The sequence below is a fragment of the Streptomyces sp. NPDC024698 genome (assembly GCF_055559015.1).
Map to the genome: position 1 here is coordinate 482331 of NZ_JBVHLK010000003.1, position 20976 is coordinate 503306.

The window sequence follows — 20976 nt, forward strand, 5'->3', positions numbered from 1 at the left end:
TCGGAGATGCATGATCATGTACAAGGACCCGATCCTCAGTGACGAGCGGGAGACCGGAACACAGTCCACGCAGTCCACCGTCAGCCTGGTCGTCCCGGCCCTCAACGAGGCCCGCAACATCGCGTGGGTCTTCGAGCAGATCCCGGCGTGCGTGGACGAGGTCATCCTCGTCGACGGCGACTCCACCGACGCCACGGTCCCCATGGCACAGCACTGCCTGCCGACCGTGCGCAACGTGCGGCAGAACGGCCCCGGCAAGGGCAACGCGCTGCGCACCGGCTTCCTCGCGGCCAAGGGGGACTACGTGGTGATGATGGACGCCGACGGCAGCATGTCGCCGGCGGAGATCCCGCACTTCGTGCACTTCCTCGAACACGGCTACGACTTCGTCAAGGGCTCGCGGTTCGTCGCCGGCGGCGGCTCGCTCGACATCACCCGGTTCCGCAAGCTGGGCAACCACGTACTCCTGCTCGCCGCCAACCGGCTCTACGACGCGAGCCTGACCGACCTCTGCTACGGCTTCTGCGCCTTCCGGCGCAGCTTCCTCGACCAACTCGACCTGCACGCCGTCGGTTTCGAGATCGAGGCCGAGATGATCGTGCACGCTCTGCGCTCCGGTCTGCGCATCGCCGAGGTCCCCAGCCTGGAACTCCCCCGGCGCAGCGGCTGCTCGAACCTCCACGCCATATCCGACGGGCGCCGGGTGCTGCGCACCCTGCTCTCCGAACGGCCGGGTGCCCGGTCCTCCGCGGACCGGCCCGAGCGGAGCGCGTCGTGAGCCACGCCCCGGCCGGTTCCCCTCGGGTCCGGCCCCCGCTGGCGGTGGTCGACATCGACCTGGCCCGTCCGGGGGAGTTCCGGCTGCCGGGCGACCGGGGGCCCGCCCGGCCCCAAGGACAGGCACGGGCGCTCGTACGACTGCACGGCCGCCCCCTGGGCATGGTGAGCGCCGGGAACGCCTCAGGACCCGAGGGCCTGTGGCGGGCGCTCGCCGACACCGCCCGCCTGGAACTCGCCGGGCAGCTCGCCCACCACCGCGCCCACCGGACCGGACCCTCGGACGACACGGTCCGCCGGCACGCGCCCCGGCGGACCCCCGTCATCAGCGTGGTCGTGGCCACGCGTGACCGGCCGGAGAAACTGCGGCACTGCCTGCGCTCACTGCTGCGCTCGGCCTACCCCGAGTTCGAGATCATCGTCGTCGACAACGCCCCGGCGGACCGCACGACCGAAGTCCTGGTCCGCGCGGAGTTCACCGGACGGGTCCACTACGTCCGCGAGCCCGTCGCCGGGCTGGCCCGCGCGCACAACCTGGGTCTCGGCCGGGCACGCGGAGCGATCGTCGCCTTCACGGACGACGACACGCTCGTCGACCCCGGATGGCTCTCGGCTCTGGCCGAAACCTTCGCGCGCGACCCGCGGATCGGCTGTGTCACCGGACTGATCGTGCCCGCGGAACTGGAGACCCAGGCCCAGACCGCCCTGGAACGCCAGGGCGGTTTCGCGAAAGGGTACGTGCCGCGCACCTGGTCACTGTCCGATCCGCCGCCCGCCGAGCCGCTGTTCCCCTTCACCGCCGGACGCTTCGGCTCCGGCGCCAACATGGCCTTCCGTACCACCGTGCTCCGCGCCCTGGGCGGCTTCGACACGGCGACCGGTGCCGGGACCCCCGGCCGGGGCGGCGACGACCTGCTCGCCTTCTTCGAGACCCTGACAGCCGGCCACACCCTCGCCTACCAGCCGGGCGCCATCGTCTGGCACTGCCATCGCCGCACGATGGACGCCGTGGCCGCGCAGGCCTTCGGCTACGGCGCCGGCCTCGGCGCCTACCTCGCGGGCGCGCTGCTGAGGAACCCCCGTCGGCTGCCCGCCCTGCTGCGAAGGCTGCCCGGCGGCATCCGCTACGCGATGACCCGGTCCCGCGTCCGCGGCGCCGATCCCGAGGCCGGCTGGTCCCGGCACCTGGCGCTCCTGGAGGTGCGCGGGATGCTCTACGGCCCCTGCGGCTACCTCCGCGGACGCCTCACCGGCGCCGGCGCCGGAATCCGATGACGGGGTGAGCGGCTTGGACACCAGTCAGGTGACCGACTCGGCGGCGGGAGGCGCCGGTGTGCGACGACGGCCTCTGAGCATGCTGCGCGCCGGTGTCGCCGCCGTGCTCCCGCGAGAGCCCGTCCTGCGCACGGGACACGTCCTCGCGGTCAGTTCCCTGGTCAACGCCGGCCTCGGCTTCTTCTTCTGGACCTTCGCGACACACTGGTACGACGAGCGGACCGTGGGCCTGAGCTACTCGGCACTCATGGCGTCCCTCCTGCTCACCGGCATAGGGCAGCTCAACCTGAACGACTTCCTGGTGCGGTTCGTGCCGACCGCCGGCCGCCGCAGCCGCCGTATGATCCTCACCTGCTACGCGGCAAGTGTGTCCTTCAGTGTGGTGGTGTCCCTGGCGTTCCTCGCGCTGGTGCCGGTGATCTCACCGAGACTCGGCTTCCTGCTGACACCGGTCACCGCGACCTGCTTCGTGGTGGCGACCGCCGGCTACGCCGTCTTCGTCCTCCAGGACGGCGCGCTCACCGCGATCCGCATGCCGGGCTGGGTCGTGGGCGAGAACCTGATCTTCGCCCTGGTGAAGATCCTGCTGCTCGGCCTCGGTGCCGCCCTGGGCTTCTTCTCCGGGATACTCCTGTCGTGGGCGGGAGCCCTCGTGGTCTCGCTGATCGTGGCCAACTCCGTCCTCATGGGCCGGGGCGTTCCCCGGCACGAGCGGGAGACGGCGACCGCGCCGCCACCGCCCCGCATGCTCGGGTACGCCGCGGCCGACTATCTCGGCTCCCTGTTCCGGGTCGCCGGATACACCGTGGTCCCGCTGATCGTGCTGAACAACTGCGGTGCCGAGCAGAGCGCCTTCTACTCGGTCGCCTGGGGTGTCGCCTACGTGCCCTACCTGATCGCCCGCAACATGGGCACGTCGCTGCTCGCCGAATCCGTGCGCGGGCCCGAACGACTCGTGGAGCACTCCCTGCGCGTCCTGCGCCACTCGGGTCTGCTGCTGGGCGGCCTCACCGTCGTGCTGGTCGTCGCGGCCCCGCAGATCCTGTCGATCTTCGGCGCCTCCTACGCCGCCGAAGGAACCACGCTGCTGCGGCTGCTGGCCCTGTCCGCGCTGCCGAACCTGCTGCTGAGCGTGGCCATCGACGTGGCCCGCGCGCAGCGGCGGCTCCGCTGGGCGGTGTGGCTCCAGGTCGCGATGTGCGTCCTGGTCCTCGGGCTCACCCATCTGCTCCTGCCCGTGGTCGGCCTCGCGGGCGCGGGCATCGCCTGGCTCGCCACCCAGTGCGTGATCGCCGCGTTCCTGATCGTGTCCCGGTCCCGCTGGCTCGTCCCCGTCGCCGAAGGGTCATCATGAACAGCGCCCTGTCCACCGAACGCACCGTCCCCACGCTGACGGTCGTCATCTGTGCCTACACCCTGGACCGCTGGGACGATCTGCGGGCCGCGATCGGGTCGGTACTGGCCCAGGACCCGCCCGCCGACGAGGTCGTGCTCGTGGTCGACCACAACCAGGAACTCCTGGAGCTCGCCCGGCGCGAACTCTCCGGCGTCCACGTGGTCCCCAACGACAGGCGCCGCGGTCTGTCGGGAGGCCGCAACACGGGAGTCTCGGTGTCGCGGGCCGACGTGGTGGCGTTCCTCGACGACGACGCCACCGCGGAACCCGGCTGGACGGGCCGTCTGCTGGCGCCCTACCGCGACCCCCGCGTGGTGGGGGTCGGCGGGTTCGTCCGGCCGTGGTGGGTGACCGGGCGACCGGTGTGGTTCCCCCCTGAGTTCGACTGGGTGGTGGGCTGCTCCTACCGGGGACAGCCCCGCCACGCCGCGCCCGTGCGCAACTTCATCGGCGCCAACATGTCCTTCCGCAGAAGCGAACTGATCATCGTGGGCGGTTTCCTCGACGCCCTCGGACGCGTGGGCAGCCGTCCGCTGGCGAGCTGCGACGAGACGGACCTGTGTCTGCGGCTCGCCGCCCGCGACCCGCGGTCCGTCCTGCTGTACGAGCCGGCCGCCGAGATACGGCACCGGGTCCCCGCGTCCCGTACCAGCTGGGCCTACTTCCGCAACCGCTGCTACATCGAAGGGCTGTCCAAGGCGCTGGTTGCACAGCGCTGCGGCCGGGGACCGGCCCTGGCCAACGAGCGGGTCTATGTGCGGTCGACCATCTCTCGGGCCCTGGCCCGCAACGTGACCCGGATCCGCCGGCCCGGCGCGCTGCGCACGATCGGGGCGCTGTCCGGAGGTGTGGGCGCGACCGTGTCCGGCTATGTCGTCGGATCGGTCCGGCCGTTGGGATCCCGGCTCTTCTCCCGGCGTCGGCACGGAGGGGCGACGCCGACCGTGGTAGCCGGGTCATGAGCGTCGTCCCCGTCTTCCTGTATCACGCGGTGTCGGACGACTCGCCCTCGTGGCTGGCCCCCTACACCGTGAGTCCGCGGACGTTCGCGGAGCACCTCGACCTGATCGCCGACAGCGGACTGCGGGTCGTCCCGTTGCGCCGGCTGGTCGCCGCCCTGCTCGGGGGTCCTCCGGTGCCACCGCGGTCGGCGGTGCTCACCTTCGACGACGGCTACGCGGACTTCGCCGCCACGGTGGCTCCCCTGCTCGCCGCCCGGGGACTTCCCTCGACCCTGTACGTGACCACGGGCGCCCTGAGCGCCTCCGGCCGGCCGTCGGGCGGCGGGCCCTTCCCGTCCGTGGCCACGCTCGACCGGGCCCAGGTCAGGGAACTGGACGCGGCCGGCGTCGAGATCGGCGGGCACTCCGTGACACATCCTCAGCTGGACACGCTGCCCCGGGCGTCGGTGCGGGAGGAGGTGGGCGCGTGCAAGCGGGACATCGAGGACACGCTCGGGCACCGCGCAGACGCCTTCGCCTACCCGCACGGCTATTCCAGCCGCACCGTGCGCACGCTGGTGCGGGAGGCCGGCTGGACGTCGGCCGCCGCCATCCGGGCGGACTCGGCCTTCAGTTCGGGGACGGACGATCCGCTGCGGTTCGCCCGGCTCATGGTGCGGGCCGACACCGGCCGGGACCGCTTCGCGCTCTGGACCGGTGGCGAGGGGGCACCCGTCGCCCCGTTCGCCGAAGGGGCACGGACCAGGGGCTGGCGGGCCTACCGCCGGGCGAGAGCGGTGGTCGGGCTGCCCTACCGGGCGCTGCCCGCCTGACACGCGCGGTCGACCGGACGCCATGGACGCGGGTCCACTGACGGGCTGCAAATCGCCACCCCGGAAGCCGAGTTCACCGAGGGGCCGCAAATCGCCACCCCGGAAGCGGAGTTCACTGACGGGCCGCTGACGGACGTCCGCTGACGGACCGTCAATGCTGCCAGACCCGGACCCAGTCCACGAGCATGCGTGCCGAGTCGGTGCCCGGCGGCGGGGCGTAGGGGAGACCGACGGCCAGGTTCAGGATGACTTCCATCGGCACGTGGGGAATGCGCTCGGGCTCGGTCACCCGGAACCGTTCGATCCCGTCGACGTACCACACGAGTCGGTCCTTCTCCCAGAGCAGCCCGAACAGGTGGTAGCCGTCGGGAAAGCCGCTCGCGGTGAAGGTCCCCCGCGCCTTCCTCTCGGCGCCCTCGGCGTTCTTCCAGTGCACGAACATCGACAGCGTGCGCGTGGTGCCGAGGAACTCCATGATGTCGACCTCGGGCGGGGTGTAGCGGCTCGCGGGCATCATCCAGAACTCCGGAGTCATCCCGCCCTGCGCCGGGATGCGGACCGCGGCCTCGAAGTAGCCGTAGGTGAAGGTCTTCCGCGGCTTGGCGTACCAGTCGTCCCGGCCGGTGGAGATCATGCCGGACACCCAGGGGTAGATCTTCCCGTCGCTGCCGCGGACGGCCCGGCGCCGGGCGTCGAGGTGCAGCTTCCCTCCGCCCACGACGGCCTGACCCGGCTGGTACCACTCCAGCTCATGGTTGGTGCTGATGGTGCAGCCGCGCTTGTTCCAGTCGTAGCACGTGGCCCAGCGTTTCGTGTCGAGGCGTGAACCGTCGAACTCGTCGTGCATGACCAGCCGCCAGTGGCCGGGTGCCACGGGCCGGGGCGTCGCCGTTCCGGACGTGGGACCGCAGGCACCGCATGCCAGCAGGAGCAGCATGAGCACACCGAGCACCGCGCCCCGCGATGTCATGGGCGGGCGCGGTCCCCGGCCGCCCACCGGGCGCACTCGCCGAGCACGGGCGCGACCGTGTGCGTCAGCCACCCGTGACTGCGGCCGAACCTCGGGGACTTGCGGACGTTGTTCACCACGTGCCACAGCCAGCTCAGCAGGGGAATCGCCACCGGATCGACGACACCGTCGTCCGGGTCGAGACCGGCCAGGGCGAGCAGGGCGCGGTCGGCGTCCGGCACCCGGCCGGCGCGCAGTGTCTCGGCGACCAGGCCACCCATCGGGCGGCCGGTGAGCGTGCTGCGCAGAGCCAGGACGAAGGAGTAGGCGTCGATCTCGCTCGGACCGTCGGCGCGGCCGCTGCTCCAGTCGAAGACACCGGTCACCCGGAGCGGGGCCGGTCCGAGCAGCACGTTGCCCGGGTGGTAGTCGCCGTGGGTCCAGCCCTCCGTGAGCACCGCACCGGTCAGGGCCGCGTCCAGCCGGTGGCGCAGGGCCTCGAACTCGGCCGCTCTGCGGCCGGAGCGGTAACCGGGCATCCCGGCGAACAGGATCGTCAGCTGCTCCTCGCACCAGGCGGGGGCCCGGTCGGCCGCCTTGCGGGGACGCCCCGTGGCGGCCCGCAGATCCGCCAGCAGCCGCAGCGCCGGGGCCATGGCGGCGTACGGGTCCCGGAAGGTGTCCAGGAGCAGCCGCTCGGCCGGGACACCCGTGAGCGCGGCCTGGGCCAGGGTGCCTTCGGGGCCGGGCGAGCCGACGACCCGGGGCAGGAGGGCACGCCAGGGGGCGAGCCGGGTGTCGTCGGCGAGTTCCAGCAGGACCTCCCGCTCCCGCGCCGTGACGGCCGCGCCGGCCTCGTCCCTGGGGTGCTTGATCACCAGGCTGTCGGCGCCGTGCCGCAGCGCGAACACCAGCAGGCCCGCCTTGGGCAGGGAGGGGCGCCGGACCACGGTGATGTCCCTGGGACCGGCGCCGCGTACGAGCCAGTGAGCCCGCAGACGGTCGTCCAGACCGGCCAGGGCGCGCGGGAAGTAGAGGGGCAGCAGACCGGAGAGCGAGGACATCTTGGCGGGTGTCTTCATACCTGACCTTGCCGGGCTGTCAGCGGCACGACCCCTGCTTGCCTGCGACAAGGAGGGCGGGCGATCCGAAACGTTTGAGTGGATCTACGAACTTCGTCCATGTTAGTTCCTTCCCGGGGAAGCTTCCCGGAGAGGGGCGGGCACTCCCCCGCCGGGCACCGACGCACCCGCACTCCTCGCCGGAACCGGCAACTGTCCCCCGCACCACGGCAGTCCGGGCCGACACGCACGGCCGGACACCGTCGGGTCCGCGGACTTCTCTCCGTCGCGCGTTGACCTCAGCCCATCCTGGGGCGACCATGTACGTATACGTCGTAAATATACGGACGGATCCCCTCGGAGAGAGACATGCGCCTCACAGTCATCGGCACCGGGTACGTCGGAGCGGTCCACGCCGCCTGCATGGCGGAGACAGGCCATGAGGTGCTCGGCGTCGACGTCGACGAGGAGCGGGTCGCGGCGCTCGCCGCCGGGCACCCCCCGTTCCATGAGCCCGGCCTGTCGGGAATGCTCCAGCGGACGGTGAACGCGGGCACCCTGCGCTTCACCACGTCGCTGGACGAGGCCGCCCGGTTCGCCGACACGCACTTCATCTGCGTCGGCACCCCGCAGCGGCCCGACTCGGGCGCCGCCGACCTGCGCCATGTCGAGGCCGTGGTGGACGCGCTGGCGGCGGGTCTGGGCGCCGCCGGCCACGACAAGGCCCTGGTCGTCGGCAAGTCCACCGTGCCCGTCGGTACGGCGGACCGGCTGGCCGCACGCCTGAGCGCCACCGGCGCCGAGATCGCCTGGAACCCCGAGTTCCTGCGCGAGGGATCCGCGGTCCAGGACACCCTGCGGCCGGAGCGCATCGTGGCGGGCGTACGGTCCGCGTGGGCCGAGGAGCGGCTGCGCGCCGTCTACGCCCCCCTGACGGCGGCCGGCGCGCCGTTCATCGCCACCGACACCGTCACCGCCGAACTCGTCAAGGTCGCCTCGAACTCCTTCCTGGCCACCAAGATCTCCTTCATCAACGCCATGGCCGAGATCTGTGACGTCATGGGCGCCGACGTGCTCACGCTCGCAGCGGCGATGGGCGGCGACTCCCGTATCGGCCCCTCCTTCCTGGCCCCCGGCCTCGGCTTCGGCGGCAGCTGTCTGCCCAAGGACATCCGGGCCTTCGCCGCGCGGGCGGAGGAGATCGGCCGAGGCGAGTCGGTCGCGTTCCTCCGCCAGGTCGACGAGATCAACACACGCCAGCGCCGGCGCACCGTCGACCTCGCCGAGAGCTGCGTCGGCGGGAGCTTCGAGAACCGTGACGTGGCGGTCCTGGGGGCCGCCTTCAAGCCGGGCAGCGACGACGTACGGGACTCCCCGGCACTCGCGGTCGCGGAGACGGTGCGCCTGCGCGGAGCCCGGGTCCGCGTGCACGACCCGGAGGCGATCGACAACGCCCGGGCCGTGTACCCCGAACTTCAATACGCCCTGGACGTGACCAAGGCGTGCGAGCAGGCCGATGTCGTCCTGCACCTCACCGAGTGGCCCCAGTATCAGGAGCTCGACCCCGCCGCCCTCGCCACGGTGGTGCGCAGCCCGGCCCTGGTCGACGCCCGCAACACCCTCGACGCCGGGACCTGGCGGGCGGCGGGCTGGCGGCTGAGCGCCCCGGGCCGTCCGCGGCTCGGCTGAGCGGAAGGACGAGTCTCATGCGTGTGGTGGTGTCCGGTGGCAGCGGCTTCCTGGGGTCCCATCTGTGCGAGGAACTGCTCCGCAGAGGTGACACCGTCTACTGCCTGGACAACTTCTCCTCGGGCCGGAAGGCCAACATCGCCCGCCTGCTGAACCTGCCGGGCTTCCACTTCGTCCCGTGCGACGTCACGGAGCGGTTCCGCTTCCCCCGTACGGTCGACGCCGTCGCCCACCTCGCGTCTCCCGCCTCCCCGGCCGACTACCACCGCCATCCGCTGGAGACGCTGGCGGTCGGCAGCCGGGGAACGGAGAACATGCTGCGGCTGGCCGAGGCCCAGAAGGCCCGCTTCGTCCTGGCGTCCACCAGCGAGGTCTACGGGGATCCCGCGGTGCATCCGCAGGACGAGGCCTACTGGGGGAACGTCAATCCGATCGGCCCTCGCAGCGTCTACGACGAGGCCAAGCGTTTCGCGGAGGCGCTTTCCATGGCGTACCGGCGCAGCAGCGGGGTCGATGCCGGGATCGTCCGGATCTTCAACACCTACGGCCCCCGCATGCGTCCGTACGACGGCCGGGTGATCTCCAGCTTCATCAGGCAGGCCCTGAGGGACGAGCCGCTGACGATCTTCGGCGACGGCACCCAGACGCGCAGCTTCTGCTACGTCGACGACCTGGTCCAGGGCCTGGTGGCCATGCTCGACTCCGCCGAGCCTGGCCCGATCAATCTGGGCAATCCGGAGGAGCACACGGTGCGGGAACTGGCGGAACTGGTGACGGCGATCACCGGATCCGGCGCAGGGCTGCGCCGCCTTCCGCTGCCCGTCGACGATCCTCTCCGCCGGCGCCCGGTCATCACCCGGGCCCGGGAGGCGCTCGGCTGGCAGCCTCGGGTGCCCCTGGAGCAGGGGCTTCGGCAGACGGTCGACTGGTTCGTGGCGGAGGCCGAGGCTTCCGGGCGGGCGCCGGAACAGGCCGTCGCGGCCGGACCGTAGACACGCGGGACGGCGCGCCTCGAGCACCGCGCCGTCACACGGGTGCCGGCCGCCCGGGGGCCGACAGCCCGGAGGGCGCCGGCCGCTCGATGCGGCCGGCGCCCCGGCAGGTGCGTGGGGTCAGTGCTGCCAGACCCTCACGTAGTCGACCTGCATGTCGGCGGGGGCCACATTGGTCCCGCTGTGACTCGGGTTGACGGCGTTGTTGAGGATCAGGTACATCGGGGCGGACGTGATCCCCGAGGTGATCTGACCGACCTGCTTTCCGTCGTAGTAGTACGTGACGGAGCCCTGCTTCCAGTCGGCGCCGAACGTGTGCCAGCCACCGGAGTAGGTGCCGGAGGCACAGCCTCCCGGGCCGCCCGCCGGAGAGTGGAAGTGGTAGCAGGCGGAGCCGCCCAGGCCTTCCAAGACGTCCAGCTCGCCGTCCGTCGGCCAGTTCTGTCCGTCGGCCCAGAAAGAGGGCCAGTTGGCCATCTGCGAACCGGACGACGGGGTGTAGATGCGGGCCTCGAAGGCGCCGTAGGTGAACTGGGCCTTGCCGTTGCTGGTCACCAGGCCGGAGACGTAGGGATACGTCTTGCCGCCGACGGTGGTCGGCTGCTGGGCGAGCTTGAGATGGAGCGATCCGTCACCGACCGTGACCTGCGACGGCGAATAGGCGGACCCCTCGGCGGAGTTCGGCGGCTTGGTGACGCACGTGGGACAGCCGAACCAGTTCGCGTTCCACTTGGAGGCGTCAAGGGCGCCGCCGTTGAACTCGTCGGCGAACACCGAGTGCCACGTGCCGGGGATACCGACGGGCGCGGCGCCGGTCGAGGACGGCGCGGAAGTAGACGGTGCGGTCGAGCTGGGCGTCGCCGTCGGTGCCGGTGTGGACGGCGCCGGCGTGGACGCGGTCGGCGTGGCCGTGCCCGAGGGAGCCGAGGCCGTCGGCGCGGGTGCCGCGGTGCCGGTGCCGGCACCGGTGGTGAAGGACTTCACCGGAGAGAGACTGTGCCACTGGTCGTGGGACTTGTAAGCGACGTAATACGTATAGGTACCGGCGGGGAAGGCGCGGGAGCCCGACGTGAAGGTGGTGGACCGGGTTCCCAGTGTCGTCGCGACGGCTCCGGGAAAGTCGCGGTTGGCGCCGTCGGCGGACCGAACGGCGACGGTCAGCGCCTGGAGCTTGATCGTCTTGACGCCGTGGACGGTGGCGGTGGCCTTGGACTGTCCGTTCGGGGCCGACACCACGGACAGGGAGTCGACCACCACGCCGGGCGTGGCGGCCTCGGCCTGATCCGTTTGCGTGAGCACGCCCCCGGCGAGCGCGGCGGTGGCGGCCGCGAGCGCACCCAGTTTCGTCCGCATGGCGCGAGGACGGCGGTGTTTCCGGTTGTCCGTTGTGCAATTCATTGGCATGTACGCGTGACCTTTCGCCCCCATGCGACAGCTGGGCCATTTGCGGAACAAGAGAGCAAATGACGGACTGAACGGTGATGGACTCTGCGCGAGGCGAACTCGTTCCGCAAGTGCCCCGTCGGCGCGAAAGCGCGCCCGCGCCTCCTGGAACTTCTTGCCCCGCAGCCGAGTTGGCCGCGTCGAGCCCGGCCCAGTGACGTCCGACACCCTGGGGGCAATTCGGTCATATCCACCTAATGGCACGGTATGGGCGATATCTGACACCGGGTGAGCCCCTTGAGGGCACCGCGGCCTCACCACGGCCGTTGTCAGTGGCGGGTGGCAGCATCGTGTTCATGAGCGAATCCATGGCCATCGACTGGCGGTCCTTCCTGCTCCGGTGGAGCGAGGAGTGGGCGGACTCACTACCCGAGGACGAGGTGCTCGGCGAGGACGAACAAGGTGCCCGGCAGGCGCGGTGGCTGGGCTTACCGCCCGCGCCCGAGGAACGGATCGCGGCCATGGAGGAGCGCCTGGGCCGCCGGATGCCGTCGTCGTACCGCGAGTTCCTCTCCGTCAGCGACGGGTGGCGGCACGCCGGTGGATTCGTGTGGCTACTGGCGGGGACGCGGGACGCGAGCTGGCACGAGGACGCATCGGGCCTCGGGGCCTCGTTCGAGGAGTATCTGGAGGAGGACGCCGGTCCTGAGGAGCGGCGCGAGGTGGACATCTGGCGACGCGGACTCCAGCTCGACGTGACGTCCGACGCCACGTACGTGCTCATGGATCCCGAGGACGTGGACGAGGACGGCGAGTGGGCCGTGTACACCTGGGCGAGCTGGCGGGCCGCACCGCCCGAACGGCACGCCAACTTCCGTGAGTTCATGCGGGAGATGCACCGGGAGTTCCACCGGCTGCGGTCGCACGACGGCGAAGGGGCGCCGGAGTTCGTCAACGACACGACCCGGGCACTCGACGCCCGGGTGGAAAAGGCCCGGCTGGAAGCGCTGTGCGGCGGCTGGGAGCGGGCCCTGGCGGTGCTGGACGAGGCGCGGGAGTACGGCAGGCCGTCGGCCACCGGGCTGGGTGACCAGATACGGCGTCTGCTCGGTCAGTCCCACATGGTCTATTTCGAGGACCTGGTGGCGGATCCGCGGTACGCCGGCGAGCTGCTGCCGCTGCTGGTGGCCGAACACGCGGCGCACCCGCGCGACGACTCCACGCTGAGGTTCCACCTGCGGGGCGCCGACGAGGCCCTGGTGTCACTCGCCCACGCCACGCTGGGCCAGGTGAGAGACGGCACCTACCGGTACGCGCCTGCCGGTCCGTTCGGGGAGGCGGTCGAGCGGGCGCGTGAACTGGCGCGCTGGGGCGACGGCGACGAGGCGTGGCGGACGCTGAGGAACGCCGTGCCCCTGTGGGAGCCACTGGGCCCTGACCACCTGGCACCGCTCGGATGGGTGGGCGACCCCTTGCTCGGACCGCTGCTTACCCCGGAACGGGGCCGGGAACTGCTGTCCACGCCGAGAGCAGGACAGGCCGGTGCCGCGCCGGACGTGACACCGGACCTCGACCCGCCGGGGCTTGCGTGGCTCGCGGAGCCGGACCGGGGTGGCGACCGCACGTCGTACCGCTTCGTCCTGGTGGAGGGCGTGGAGCCGCGCGAACTGCCCGGACGCCTCGCGCACGAGAAGGGGAACGACGGCGAGGACGCGACCGGGAACGACGGCCGGGACACGAACCGGGCCGAGTCCGGAACCGGGGGCACGAACCAGGCCGAGTACCCCAACCAGGCCGGGGCCGAGGCCGAGTTGAGCGCGCCCCTGACCGCCTGGGAGGCGCGCCGCGGATCACTCCTCGGCAGACGGGAGTTCTCCTCGTACGACGACAGGGCGCTCATGACGGTCGGCCGGGCCGGCGGCCGCTGGAGCTTCGCCTTCGACGGCGACCCCGCCCCGTTCGACGGGCGGCGGTTCGTCTCCCCGGCCCCGGATGCCGGCGCCGGAACCCGCGCGGTGGTGGTGTGGTGCGGCCTGAGGGCACGGCACGGCAAGCCGTTCTTCCATCTGTCGGTGGCGCGGGAGGGCGCCGAGGAGTACGCGTTCACGTTCGCGGACGGAGAGGTCCGGCGGAGCGGGGAGATACCGGAGGCACTGGACCCGGACCGGTTCTTCGGTGACGGCGACGACGGCGCCGGGGCCGAACGGCCGCTGCTGGAGGCGCTGGCCGCGGAGTTCGGCGCCCGGCTGCCGCGTCACGCGATCGTGAGCGGGCGGCTGCACACGCTCACCACCCGCTCCTGGACGAGACCGCCCGGGGAGGGAGAAGGGTACATGACGATCTGGACGGACGCTAGTGTCCTGCGGAACGGTGGTGACGGGTGATGAGCGGGTCGCCGGCCTTCTTCACCACCTCGGCGATCCAGGCCATGGCCTCCGGCACGTCGTAGTTGCCGGCGTGCGGCTGGTTCCAGGCGAGCCGGTAGTCGACGTTCCTGACCTGCTGGTCCGCCTCCAGCGCGCGGTCCAGATCGACCGAGACGATGAACGAGGTGTCCCGGTCCCGTGTGCCGTTGCGGACATACCAGTTGGGCGCGGTGTCGGCCTTCGTACCGATGAAGTCCATCGGGTCGATCAGGTGGATCTGGTCGTCGAGGGTCGTGCTCCCGCGGGCGATGTACTGGCCCCAGGTCAGACCGGTGTCGTCCGGGCCGCTGCCGTCACCGGCGACGTCGTTGTGGTTCCAGCTCCACTCGGTGTAGTTCATGTACTTCTGGGTGTACGGGCCGAAGAGGTTGGTCTCGGTCCCGCTGGTGGTGTTCCCGTGCACGCCCACGGCGTCGAAGGCGGGCGTCGTCTTCAGCGTGGCCTGGGTGGCCACGAACTTCAGGTACTTCGCCATGTCGACCGACCGCACCGTGTCCGTCGCGTTGTCGGCGTCGATCCAGTCGTTCACGTACGACTTGGTGGTGGTACCGCCGGGCCCGCCGGACGTGATGTCGAAGGTGGCCCCGAGCGCGGGGACGGTGTTGGCCGGATCGCCCTTCATATAGGTCTCCGCGGAGCGGATCACCTCCTTCCTGATCGTGTCGAGCATGTCGTCGGCGGTGAGCCGGGAACCGTCGGGGTTACGGAGCTTGAGGCTCCGCTGGTACGCCGGGAAGCCGGCCGCGATCTCGGCCGCGTCCTCGGGTGTGGCGTTCGAGCCGGTCGCGTCGCGGGTGCCGAGGACGTTGTAGAGCCACTCGTAGGCCGCGTCGGCGTTGCCGAGGTCGGTGATCGGGCAGTAGGCGTTCACCGCGAACACGTCGTCGCGCAGGGTGCTGCGGCCCTTGGCGTCGATGCCCGCCGCGCCGATCGCCGCGAGGTAGGAGTCGTACGCGGGGCTGTTGCCCGAGGCGCCCAGGATCGCGGACAGCGCCCCGCCGCCGCTGGTGCCGTTGACGACGATCCGCTCGGCGCTGCCGGGCATGGAGGCGTCGTTGAGGCGGAGGTAGCGGACCGCGGCCTTGGCGTCGACCACCGCGGCCGGGGCCTTGCCCGGCGAGGAACCGTCGGCGCCGATCAGCCCGCGACTGCGGTTGGCCACGTCCACGAAGACCGAGCCGGCCTTCAGGGCCGCGCCGACGTTGCTGGTGGCGCTGTTGTAGGAGGCGCCGTCGGTGACACTCGCTCTGAGGTAACTGGCCATCCAGCCCGCGTTGTTCACCGCGAAGTAGATCGGGGCGCGCTGGTCGGCGACGGCGCTCTCGGGCACGAAGACGTTCATGCTCTCGTAGCCGCAGCGTGTGTTGGCGATGGTGGTGGAACCGAAGATGCCGGACTGCTGGGCGGCCGCGGCGACCGGGGCGGCGACGTAGCAGAGTTCGGTGTAGGCGCGCACCGTGAGGGGCCGGCCGTCGACCGTGACGGTGAGCGTGGTGTAGGTGTCCGCGTCGAAGGCCAGGGCCGCGTCCTGCGGGTCCTCGGCGTGGACGCGGGAGGGGGCCCGCCCCGGGTCCGCGATCGCGGACGAGGGCACGGCGAACGCCGTCAGGGCGAGTGAGCCCGCTATCGCCATGCCCCGGGCGCGAGACCCGCGGCCGCGCCCTTTCGCCGCACCCGCCGGACGGACGGAGGCTGCTCGACCGGAGGATTCCGAGAGCGACTGCATGAGGTCTCCTCTTGTTGCGTGTCGGGGGATCCACTGACGCCTCGGGCCCAAGGCGTCACGCACGCTACAAGATTGTTAACAAAATACCCAGCAATTTTGCGAACATTTCGCGCCATCACGCGGGGCGAGGGTGCGGGGCACCGATAGGGCCGCTTCGCACTTACCGGTGGCGTTCCCGGGCGGTAACCATGGGAGAGGCTGTTTGGACAGGTATGACCAGAATGAGCTGATTCCAGGAGGGCTCATGAACGCCCCGACCGAGACGACGGCGGGCCCGGCCGCGCAGGACGACGCGCAGGAGGACCCGACCGTCCACATTCTCTGGATCAACGCGGGGCTGAGCTGTGACGGGGATTCGGTCTCGCTCACCGCCGCGACCCAGCCGAGCATCGAGGAACTGGCGCTCGGCGCCCTGCCGGGACTGCCCAAGGTGGCGGTGCACTGGCCCCTGATCGACTTCGAGTGCGGGCCCGTGGAGGGCGCCGACAATTTCGTCGAATGGTTCTTCAAGGCGGACCGGGGCGAACTGGAACCCTTCGTGCTGGTCGTCGAGGGATCCATCCCCAACGAGCGCGTCAAGCCCGAGGGCTACTGGTGCGGCTTCGGGGACGACCCCGAGACCGGCCAGCCGATCACCACCAGCGAGTGGCTGGACCGGCTCACCCCCAAGGCGCTCGCGGTGGTCGCCATCGGCACCTGCGCGACGTACGGCGGAATCCACGCGATGGCCGGGAACCCGACCGGCGCGATGGGCGTGCCGGACTACCTGGGCTGGGAGTGGAAGTCCAAGGCGGGCATTCCGATCGTCTGCATCCCGGGCTGCCCCGTGCATCCGGACAACGCCTCCGAGACACTGCTCTACCTGCTCTACCAGGCGGCGGGCGCGGCACCGATGATCCCGCTGGACGAGGAACTGCGCCCGACCTGGCTGTTCGGCGCGACGGTCCACGAGGGCTGCGACCGCGCCGGCTACTACGAGCAGGGGCAGTTCGCGAAGGAGTACGGATCTCCCGAGTGCCTGGTCAAACTCGGCTGCTGGGGCCCGGTGGTGAAGTGCAACGTGCCCAAGCGCGGCTGGATCAACGGCGTGGGCGGCTGCCCGAACGTCGGCGGGATCTGCATCGCCTGCACCATGCCCGGCTTCCCCGACAAGTTCATGCCGTTCATGGACGAGCCGCCGGGCGGCCATGTGTCCGCGACGGCGAGCGGCATCTACGGATCCGTCATCCGGCGGCTGCGGAACATCACCGCGAAGACCGTCGACAAGGAACCGAAGTGGCGCGGCCGGAGCGAGGAGCTCACGACCGGCTACAAGGCCCCGTGGTGACCACGGTCGCCCGCTGAGCAGACACTCGACAGGAAGGTGGCGCGGCACCATGGCGACGGCGACGAACAAGCCGGCCGGTGACGGCCTCACGGAGATGTCGTGGGACCCGATCACCCGCATCGTCGGCAGTCTCGGCATCCACACCAAGATCGACTTCAAGGCGAAGCGGGTCGCGGAGTGCTACAGCACCTCGTCCGTCTTCCGCGGGTACAGCGTGTTCATGCGCGGCAAGGACCCGCGTGACGCGCACTTCATCACCAGCAGGATCTGCGGCATCTGCGGCGACAACCACGCCACCTGCTCCGTGTACGCCCAGAACATGGCGTACGGGGTGGCGCCCCCGCACCTCGGCGAGTGGATCATCAACCTCGGCGAGGCCGCGGAGTACATGTTCGACCACAACATCTTCCAGGAGAACCTGGTCGGCGTGGACTACTGCGAGCGGATGGTCCGCGAGACCAATCCCGGCGTGCTCGAACTCGCCGAGCGCACCGAGGCCCCGCACGCGGCCGACCACGGCTACCGCACGATCGCCGACATCATGCGCTCGCTCAACCCGCTGGAGGGCGAGTTCTACCGTGAGGCGCTCCAGGTCAGCCGCTACACCCGGGAGATGTTCTGCCTGATGGAGGGCCGCCATGTGCACCCCTCCACGCTCTACCCGGGCGGTGTCGGCACGGTCGCGACCATCCAGCTCTTCACCGACTACCTGACCCGGCTCACCCGCTACGTGGAGTTCATGAAGCGGGTCGTCCCGCTGCACGACGACCTCTTCGACTTCTTCTACGAGGCCCTGCCCGGGTACGAGGAGGTGGGCAGGCGCCGGGTGCTGCTGGGCTGCTGGGGCGCGCTGAACGACCCGGAGTACTGCGACTTCCAGTACGCCAACATGGAGAACTGGGGCCGGCGGATGTTCGTCACCCCGGGGGTCGTCGTGGACGGCAAGCTGGTCACCAACAGCCTCGTCGACATCAACCTCGGCATCCGCATCCTGCTCGGCAGCTCGTACTACGAGGACTGGTCCGGCATGGAGAAGTTCGTCGAACGGGACCCGCTGGGCAACCCGGTCGACGAACGGCACCCCTGGAACCAGCACACCATCCCGGCCCCGCAGAAGCGGGACTTCGACGACAAGTACAGCTGGGTCATGTCGCCGCGCTGGTTCGACGGCACCGACCATCTGGCGCTCGACACCGGCGGCGGCCCGATCGCCCGGCTGTGGTCCACGGCCCTGTCCGGGCTCGTCGACATCGGCTACATCAAGGCCACCGGGCACAGCGTGCAGATCAATCTGCCGCGCACGATGACCAAGCCGGAGATGGCGCTGGAGTGGACGATCCCGCAGTGGAGCAACGCCCTCGAACGCAACCGGGCCCGCACCTACTTCCAGGCGTACGCGGCCGCGGCGGCCCTGTACTTCGCCGAACAGGCGATGGAGGAGGTACGCGCCGGACGCACCCAGACCTGGGAGAAGTTCGACGTGCCGGACGAGTCGATCGGCTGCGGCTTCACCGAGGCGGTCCGGGGTGTGCTCTCCCACCACATGGTGATCAGGGACGGCAAGATCGCCAACTACCACCCGTACCCGCCGACCCCGTGGAACGGCAGTGTGCGCGACAGCTACGGCACACCGGGCCCGTACGAGGACGCGGTGCAGAACACGCCCATCTTCGAGGAGAACCCGCCCGAGAACTTCAAGGGCATCGACATCATGCGGGCCGTCCGCAGCTTCGACCCGTGTCTGCCGTGCGGTGTGCACATGTACGTCGGCGGCGGGCGGACCGTGGAGCAGACGCACCTGCCCACAGGGCTGAGCGGACTGGCGGTCTGACCTTCCCGGGATCCGACGTTCATCGCGATCCGCCGTCCGACACGACGTTCATGTCGACACGACGTTCATCGCGGTACGACCTTCCCCAGGAGCCTCAGGAGAGGGGCTTGCCGATGGCCGGACAGGAGACGGGCGAGCGGATAGGCGCGCTGCTCGACGAGCTGGCGCAGCGGGCGGGACCGGAGGCGCGCGACATCGCGGACGAACTGGTGCGCTGCCTCATGGAGTTCTACGGCGAAGGCCTGGCCCGGGCCGTACGCCTGCTGCGCTCCGCGCCCGACGGCGCGGACCCCCTCGCCGTCCTCACCGCCGACGAACTCGTCGGTGACCTGCTGATCCTGCACGATCTGCACCCCGAGGACACCGCGACCCGGGTGGGCCGCGCCCTCGACAAGGTCCGCCCCTACCTCGGCTCGCACGCGGGCGACGTCGAGGTGGCCGGGCTCGACCTCGACGCGGACGGCGGTCCGACGCTGCGTCTGAGACTGCGCGGCAGCTGCGACGGCTGTCCCTCCTCCACCCAGACCGTGCGCTGGACCATCGAGGAGGCCGTCGCCCGGATAGCCCCCGAGGTCGCCCACATCGAGGTCGAGGGCATGACCGCCGAGGACCCGCAGCCCGCGCTGCTCCAGATCCTGCCGCACCGGCCGGACGACGCCCCCGGCCAGGCGGCGCCGTCCGCGGAACCGGGCGAGACGGCCCGCTGGTACGAACTGGGCCCGCACGCACTGCCGGTGGGCGACGGCACCACCGGGGTCACCGAGGTCGCCGGCCGCGCGCTGCTGCTGGTGCGTCTGCCGGGACAGTTGTACGCCTACCGCGCCCACTGCCCCCTGTGCGCGGCGGGCCTGGCCCCCGCGGTCCTCGACGGCGAACTGCTGCGGTGCGCGGACTGCGGCGCCGCGTTCGACGTGCGCCGGGCCGGCCGGGGCGACCAGGGCCATCTGGATCCCGTACCGCTGCTGGAGGAAGACGGATCGGTGCGGGTGGCGCTGCCCGGCGAGCTGCTGGGGGCAGGACCGTGACCACCGACATCCTCAGGCAGTTCACCCGCAGGCCGCCGCCCGAGGGCGAACGCTGCGACCTGTGCGGGGAGCCGCTGCCCGCCGAGCACCGGCATCTGGTCGACACCTCCCGCCGGTCACTCAAGTGCTCCTGCCCGCCCTGCCATCTGCTCTTCACCCGGCCGGGCGCGGGTCAGGGCCGCTTCCGGGCGGTCCCGGCCCGCTATCTCACCGATCCCGGATTCGCGCTGGACGAGGCGGACTGGAACCGGCTCCAGATCCCGGTCGCGCTCGCCTTCTTCTTCCGCAACTCCGAGCTCGGCCGGCTCGCGGCCTTCTATCCGAGCCCCGCGGGCGCCACCGAGAGCGAGCTCGACCCGGCGACCTGGGACGCGGTGCTCGGCCGCAGCCGGCTGGCGGAGCTGCTGGAACCCGACGTGGAGGCACTGCTGCTGCACCGCGGACGGGCCGGCTCGGTGACGTGCACGCTCGTCCCGGTCGACGTCTGCTACGAACTGGTCGGCCGGATGCGGCTGCACTGGAAGGGCTTCGACGGCGGCGCCGAGGCCCGCGCGGACATCGCGGAGTTCCTGGAGCGGATCACCGCCGCGGCCCGGCCCCTGACCACCCCGTCCCCCGGACCCACCGTCCCGTCGGCGGAACCGAGGAGCCAGGAGGGCCAGGACCCCGCCCCACGGTCCGGGGGCGCCCCGTGAGCGATCTCCAGTTCACCTGCACCGGCGTGCGGCCCGAGCCGTACGGAGCCGGCCCCACGCTGCTGTTCGGGCTGCGCATCGAGGAGGCGGACCACCAGCCGGTGCACGCCCTCGCACTCCGCTGCCAGATCCGGATCGAGCCGGCCGGACGCTCGTACGAGCCGGAGGAGGTCGGCATGCTGGGCGACCTGTTCGGTGAGCCGAGCCGCTGGAACAGCACGCTCAAGCCGTTGCAGTTCGCGCACACCTCCATCACGGTCCCGGGGTTCACCGGTTCCACCGAGGTCGATCTCCCGGTCCCCTGCACCTACGACACCGAGGTCGCGTCCGCCTCGTACTTCCGGGCGCTGACGCGGGGCGAGGTGCCGCTGCTCCTGCTGTTCTCCGGCACGGTGTTCACCGGCCGCGACGGCTTCCGCGCCGAGCCGGTGCCCTGGCACAAGGAGACGACGTACCGGATGCCGGTGGACGTGTGGCGGAACATGATCGAGCAGTACTTCCCCAACTCGGGCTGGCTGCGGGTACGTCTTGACGTGCTCGACGCGCTGCGCCGCTACCGTTCCGCGCGCGCCCTGCCGTCCTGGGAGCGGGTCTTCGACGAACTCCTCGCCACCGCCGAGGCGAAGGCCGAAGCGAAGGGGGCCGACTGA

General features: G+C 71.1%; 17 protein-coding genes. 13 read left to right on the forward strand and 4 right to left on the reverse strand.

Annotation, left to right across the window (positions count from 1 at the left end; genetic code table 11):
- The first annotated feature begins 10 nt into the window (after positions 1–10).
- Genes ACZ4AA_RS10005 through ACZ4AA_RS10025 form a run of 5 tightly spaced genes read left to right on the forward strand, consistent with a single transcriptional unit; the run spans position 11 to position 5222 of the window.
- Complete coding sequence (locus ACZ4AA_RS10005) at positions 11–778, forward strand: glycosyltransferase family 2 protein (protein ID WP_467598387.1); 768 nt, start codon at positions 11–13, stop codon at positions 776–778.
- Positions 775–2052, forward strand: coding sequence for a glycosyltransferase family 2 protein (locus tag ACZ4AA_RS10010; RefSeq protein ID WP_467598390.1), 1278 nt, complete (start codon positions 775–777; stop codon positions 2050–2052). The genes ACZ4AA_RS10005 and ACZ4AA_RS10010 overlap by 4 nt, the downstream gene beginning before the upstream one ends.
- 4 nt (positions 2053–2056) lie before the next feature.
- A complete protein-coding gene (locus tag ACZ4AA_RS10015; protein ID WP_467598393.1) occupies positions 2057–3406 on the forward strand; it encodes a lipopolysaccharide biosynthesis protein in 1350 nt (449 codons plus the stop codon).
- Positions 3403–4410 (forward strand): glycosyltransferase family 2 protein, encoded by a 1008-nt coding sequence (locus ACZ4AA_RS10020; protein ID WP_467598396.1) that lies wholly within the window; start codon positions 3403–3405, stop codon positions 4408–4410. Before ACZ4AA_RS10015 ends, ACZ4AA_RS10020 begins: the two co-directional genes overlap by 4 nt.
- Positions 4407–5222 (forward strand): polysaccharide deacetylase family protein, encoded by an 816-nt coding sequence (locus ACZ4AA_RS10025; protein ID WP_467598400.1) that lies wholly within the window; start codon positions 4407–4409, stop codon positions 5220–5222. Before ACZ4AA_RS10020 ends, ACZ4AA_RS10025 begins: the two co-directional genes overlap by 4 nt.
- Before the next feature lie 151 nt (positions 5223–5373).
- Here the strand turns inward: ACZ4AA_RS10025 and ACZ4AA_RS10030 are convergent, their stop codons facing one another.
- Together ACZ4AA_RS10030 and ACZ4AA_RS10035 are read right to left on the reverse strand one after the other, a co-directional pair.
- Positions 5374–6192, reverse strand: a complete 819-nt coding sequence (locus tag ACZ4AA_RS10030; RefSeq protein ID WP_467598403.1) for a glycoside hydrolase family 16 protein — start codon at positions 6190–6192, stop codon at positions 5374–5376.
- Positions 6189–7253: a phosphotransferase family protein gene (locus tag ACZ4AA_RS10035; protein WP_467598406.1), complete on the reverse strand. Its 1065-nt coding sequence runs from the start codon at positions 7251–7253 to the stop codon at positions 6189–6191. Before ACZ4AA_RS10035 ends, ACZ4AA_RS10030 begins: the two co-directional genes overlap by 4 nt.
- A gap of 348 nt (positions 7254–7601) precedes the next feature.
- Here ACZ4AA_RS10035 and ACZ4AA_RS10040 point away from each other — a divergent pair, with 348 nt between their 5' ends.
- Together ACZ4AA_RS10040 and ACZ4AA_RS10045 are read left to right on the forward strand one after the other, a co-directional pair.
- Positions 7602–8921: a UDP-glucose dehydrogenase family protein gene (locus ACZ4AA_RS10040; protein ID WP_467598409.1), complete on the forward strand. Its 1320-nt coding sequence runs from the start codon at positions 7602–7604 to the stop codon at positions 8919–8921.
- A gap of 17 nt (positions 8922–8938) precedes the next feature.
- Positions 8939–9913, forward strand: coding sequence for a UDP-glucuronic acid decarboxylase family protein (locus ACZ4AA_RS10045; RefSeq protein ID WP_467598412.1), 975 nt, complete (start codon positions 8939–8941; stop codon positions 9911–9913).
- A 120-nt stretch (positions 9914–10033) separates the two neighbouring features.
- On the opposite strand, the gene ACZ4AA_RS10050 is transcribed toward ACZ4AA_RS10045, so the two are convergent.
- Positions 10034–11266 carry a glycoside hydrolase family 16 protein gene (locus ACZ4AA_RS10050; protein WP_467598415.1) on the reverse strand — a complete coding sequence of 411 codons (1233 nt, stop codon included), beginning with the start codon at positions 11264–11266 and terminating at the stop codon, positions 10034–10036.
- Positions 11267–11652: 386 nt separating this feature from the next.
- On the opposite strand from ACZ4AA_RS10050, the gene ACZ4AA_RS10055 reads away from it, so the two are divergent.
- Positions 11653–13680 (forward strand): SMI1/KNR4 family protein, encoded by a 2028-nt coding sequence (locus ACZ4AA_RS10055; protein ID WP_467598418.1) that lies wholly within the window; start codon positions 11653–11655, stop codon positions 13678–13680.
- On the opposite strand, the gene ACZ4AA_RS10060 is transcribed toward ACZ4AA_RS10055, so the two are convergent.
- Positions 13649–15355 (reverse strand): subtype B tannase, encoded by a 1707-nt coding sequence (locus ACZ4AA_RS10060; protein WP_467598421.1) that lies wholly within the window; start codon positions 15353–15355, stop codon positions 13649–13651. The two genes, ACZ4AA_RS10055 and ACZ4AA_RS10060, sit on opposite strands and share 32 nt — an antisense overlap.
- A gap of 337 nt (positions 15356–15692) precedes the next feature.
- Here ACZ4AA_RS10060 and ACZ4AA_RS10065 point away from each other — a divergent pair, with 337 nt between their 5' ends.
- The 5 genes from ACZ4AA_RS10065 (at position 15693) to ACZ4AA_RS10085 (ending at position 20976) form a co-directional block, all read left to right on the forward strand.
- Positions 15693–16775, forward strand: a complete 1083-nt coding sequence (locus tag ACZ4AA_RS10065) for an NADH-quinone oxidoreductase subunit B family protein (protein ID WP_339127920.1) — start codon at positions 15693–15695, stop codon at positions 16773–16775.
- A 49-nt stretch (positions 16776–16824) separates the two neighbouring features.
- Positions 16825–18606 (forward strand): nickel-dependent hydrogenase large subunit, encoded by a 1782-nt coding sequence (locus ACZ4AA_RS10070; RefSeq protein ID WP_467598424.1) that lies wholly within the window; start codon positions 16825–16827, stop codon positions 18604–18606.
- A 113-nt stretch (positions 18607–18719) separates the two neighbouring features.
- Entirely contained in the window at positions 18720–19631 is a 912-nt protein-coding gene (locus tag ACZ4AA_RS10075; RefSeq protein ID WP_467598427.1) for a NifU family protein, read from the forward strand.
- Positions 19628–20326 carry a DUF5947 family protein gene (locus ACZ4AA_RS10080; RefSeq protein ID WP_467598430.1) on the forward strand — a complete coding sequence of 233 codons (699 nt, stop codon included), beginning with the start codon at positions 19628–19630 and terminating at the stop codon, positions 20324–20326. Before ACZ4AA_RS10075 ends, ACZ4AA_RS10080 begins: the two co-directional genes overlap by 4 nt.
- On the forward strand, positions 20323–20976 hold the full coding sequence (locus ACZ4AA_RS10085; RefSeq protein WP_467598433.1) for a DUF6084 family protein: 654 nt from the start codon (positions 20323–20325) through the stop codon (positions 20974–20976). The genes ACZ4AA_RS10080 and ACZ4AA_RS10085 overlap by 4 nt, the downstream gene beginning before the upstream one ends.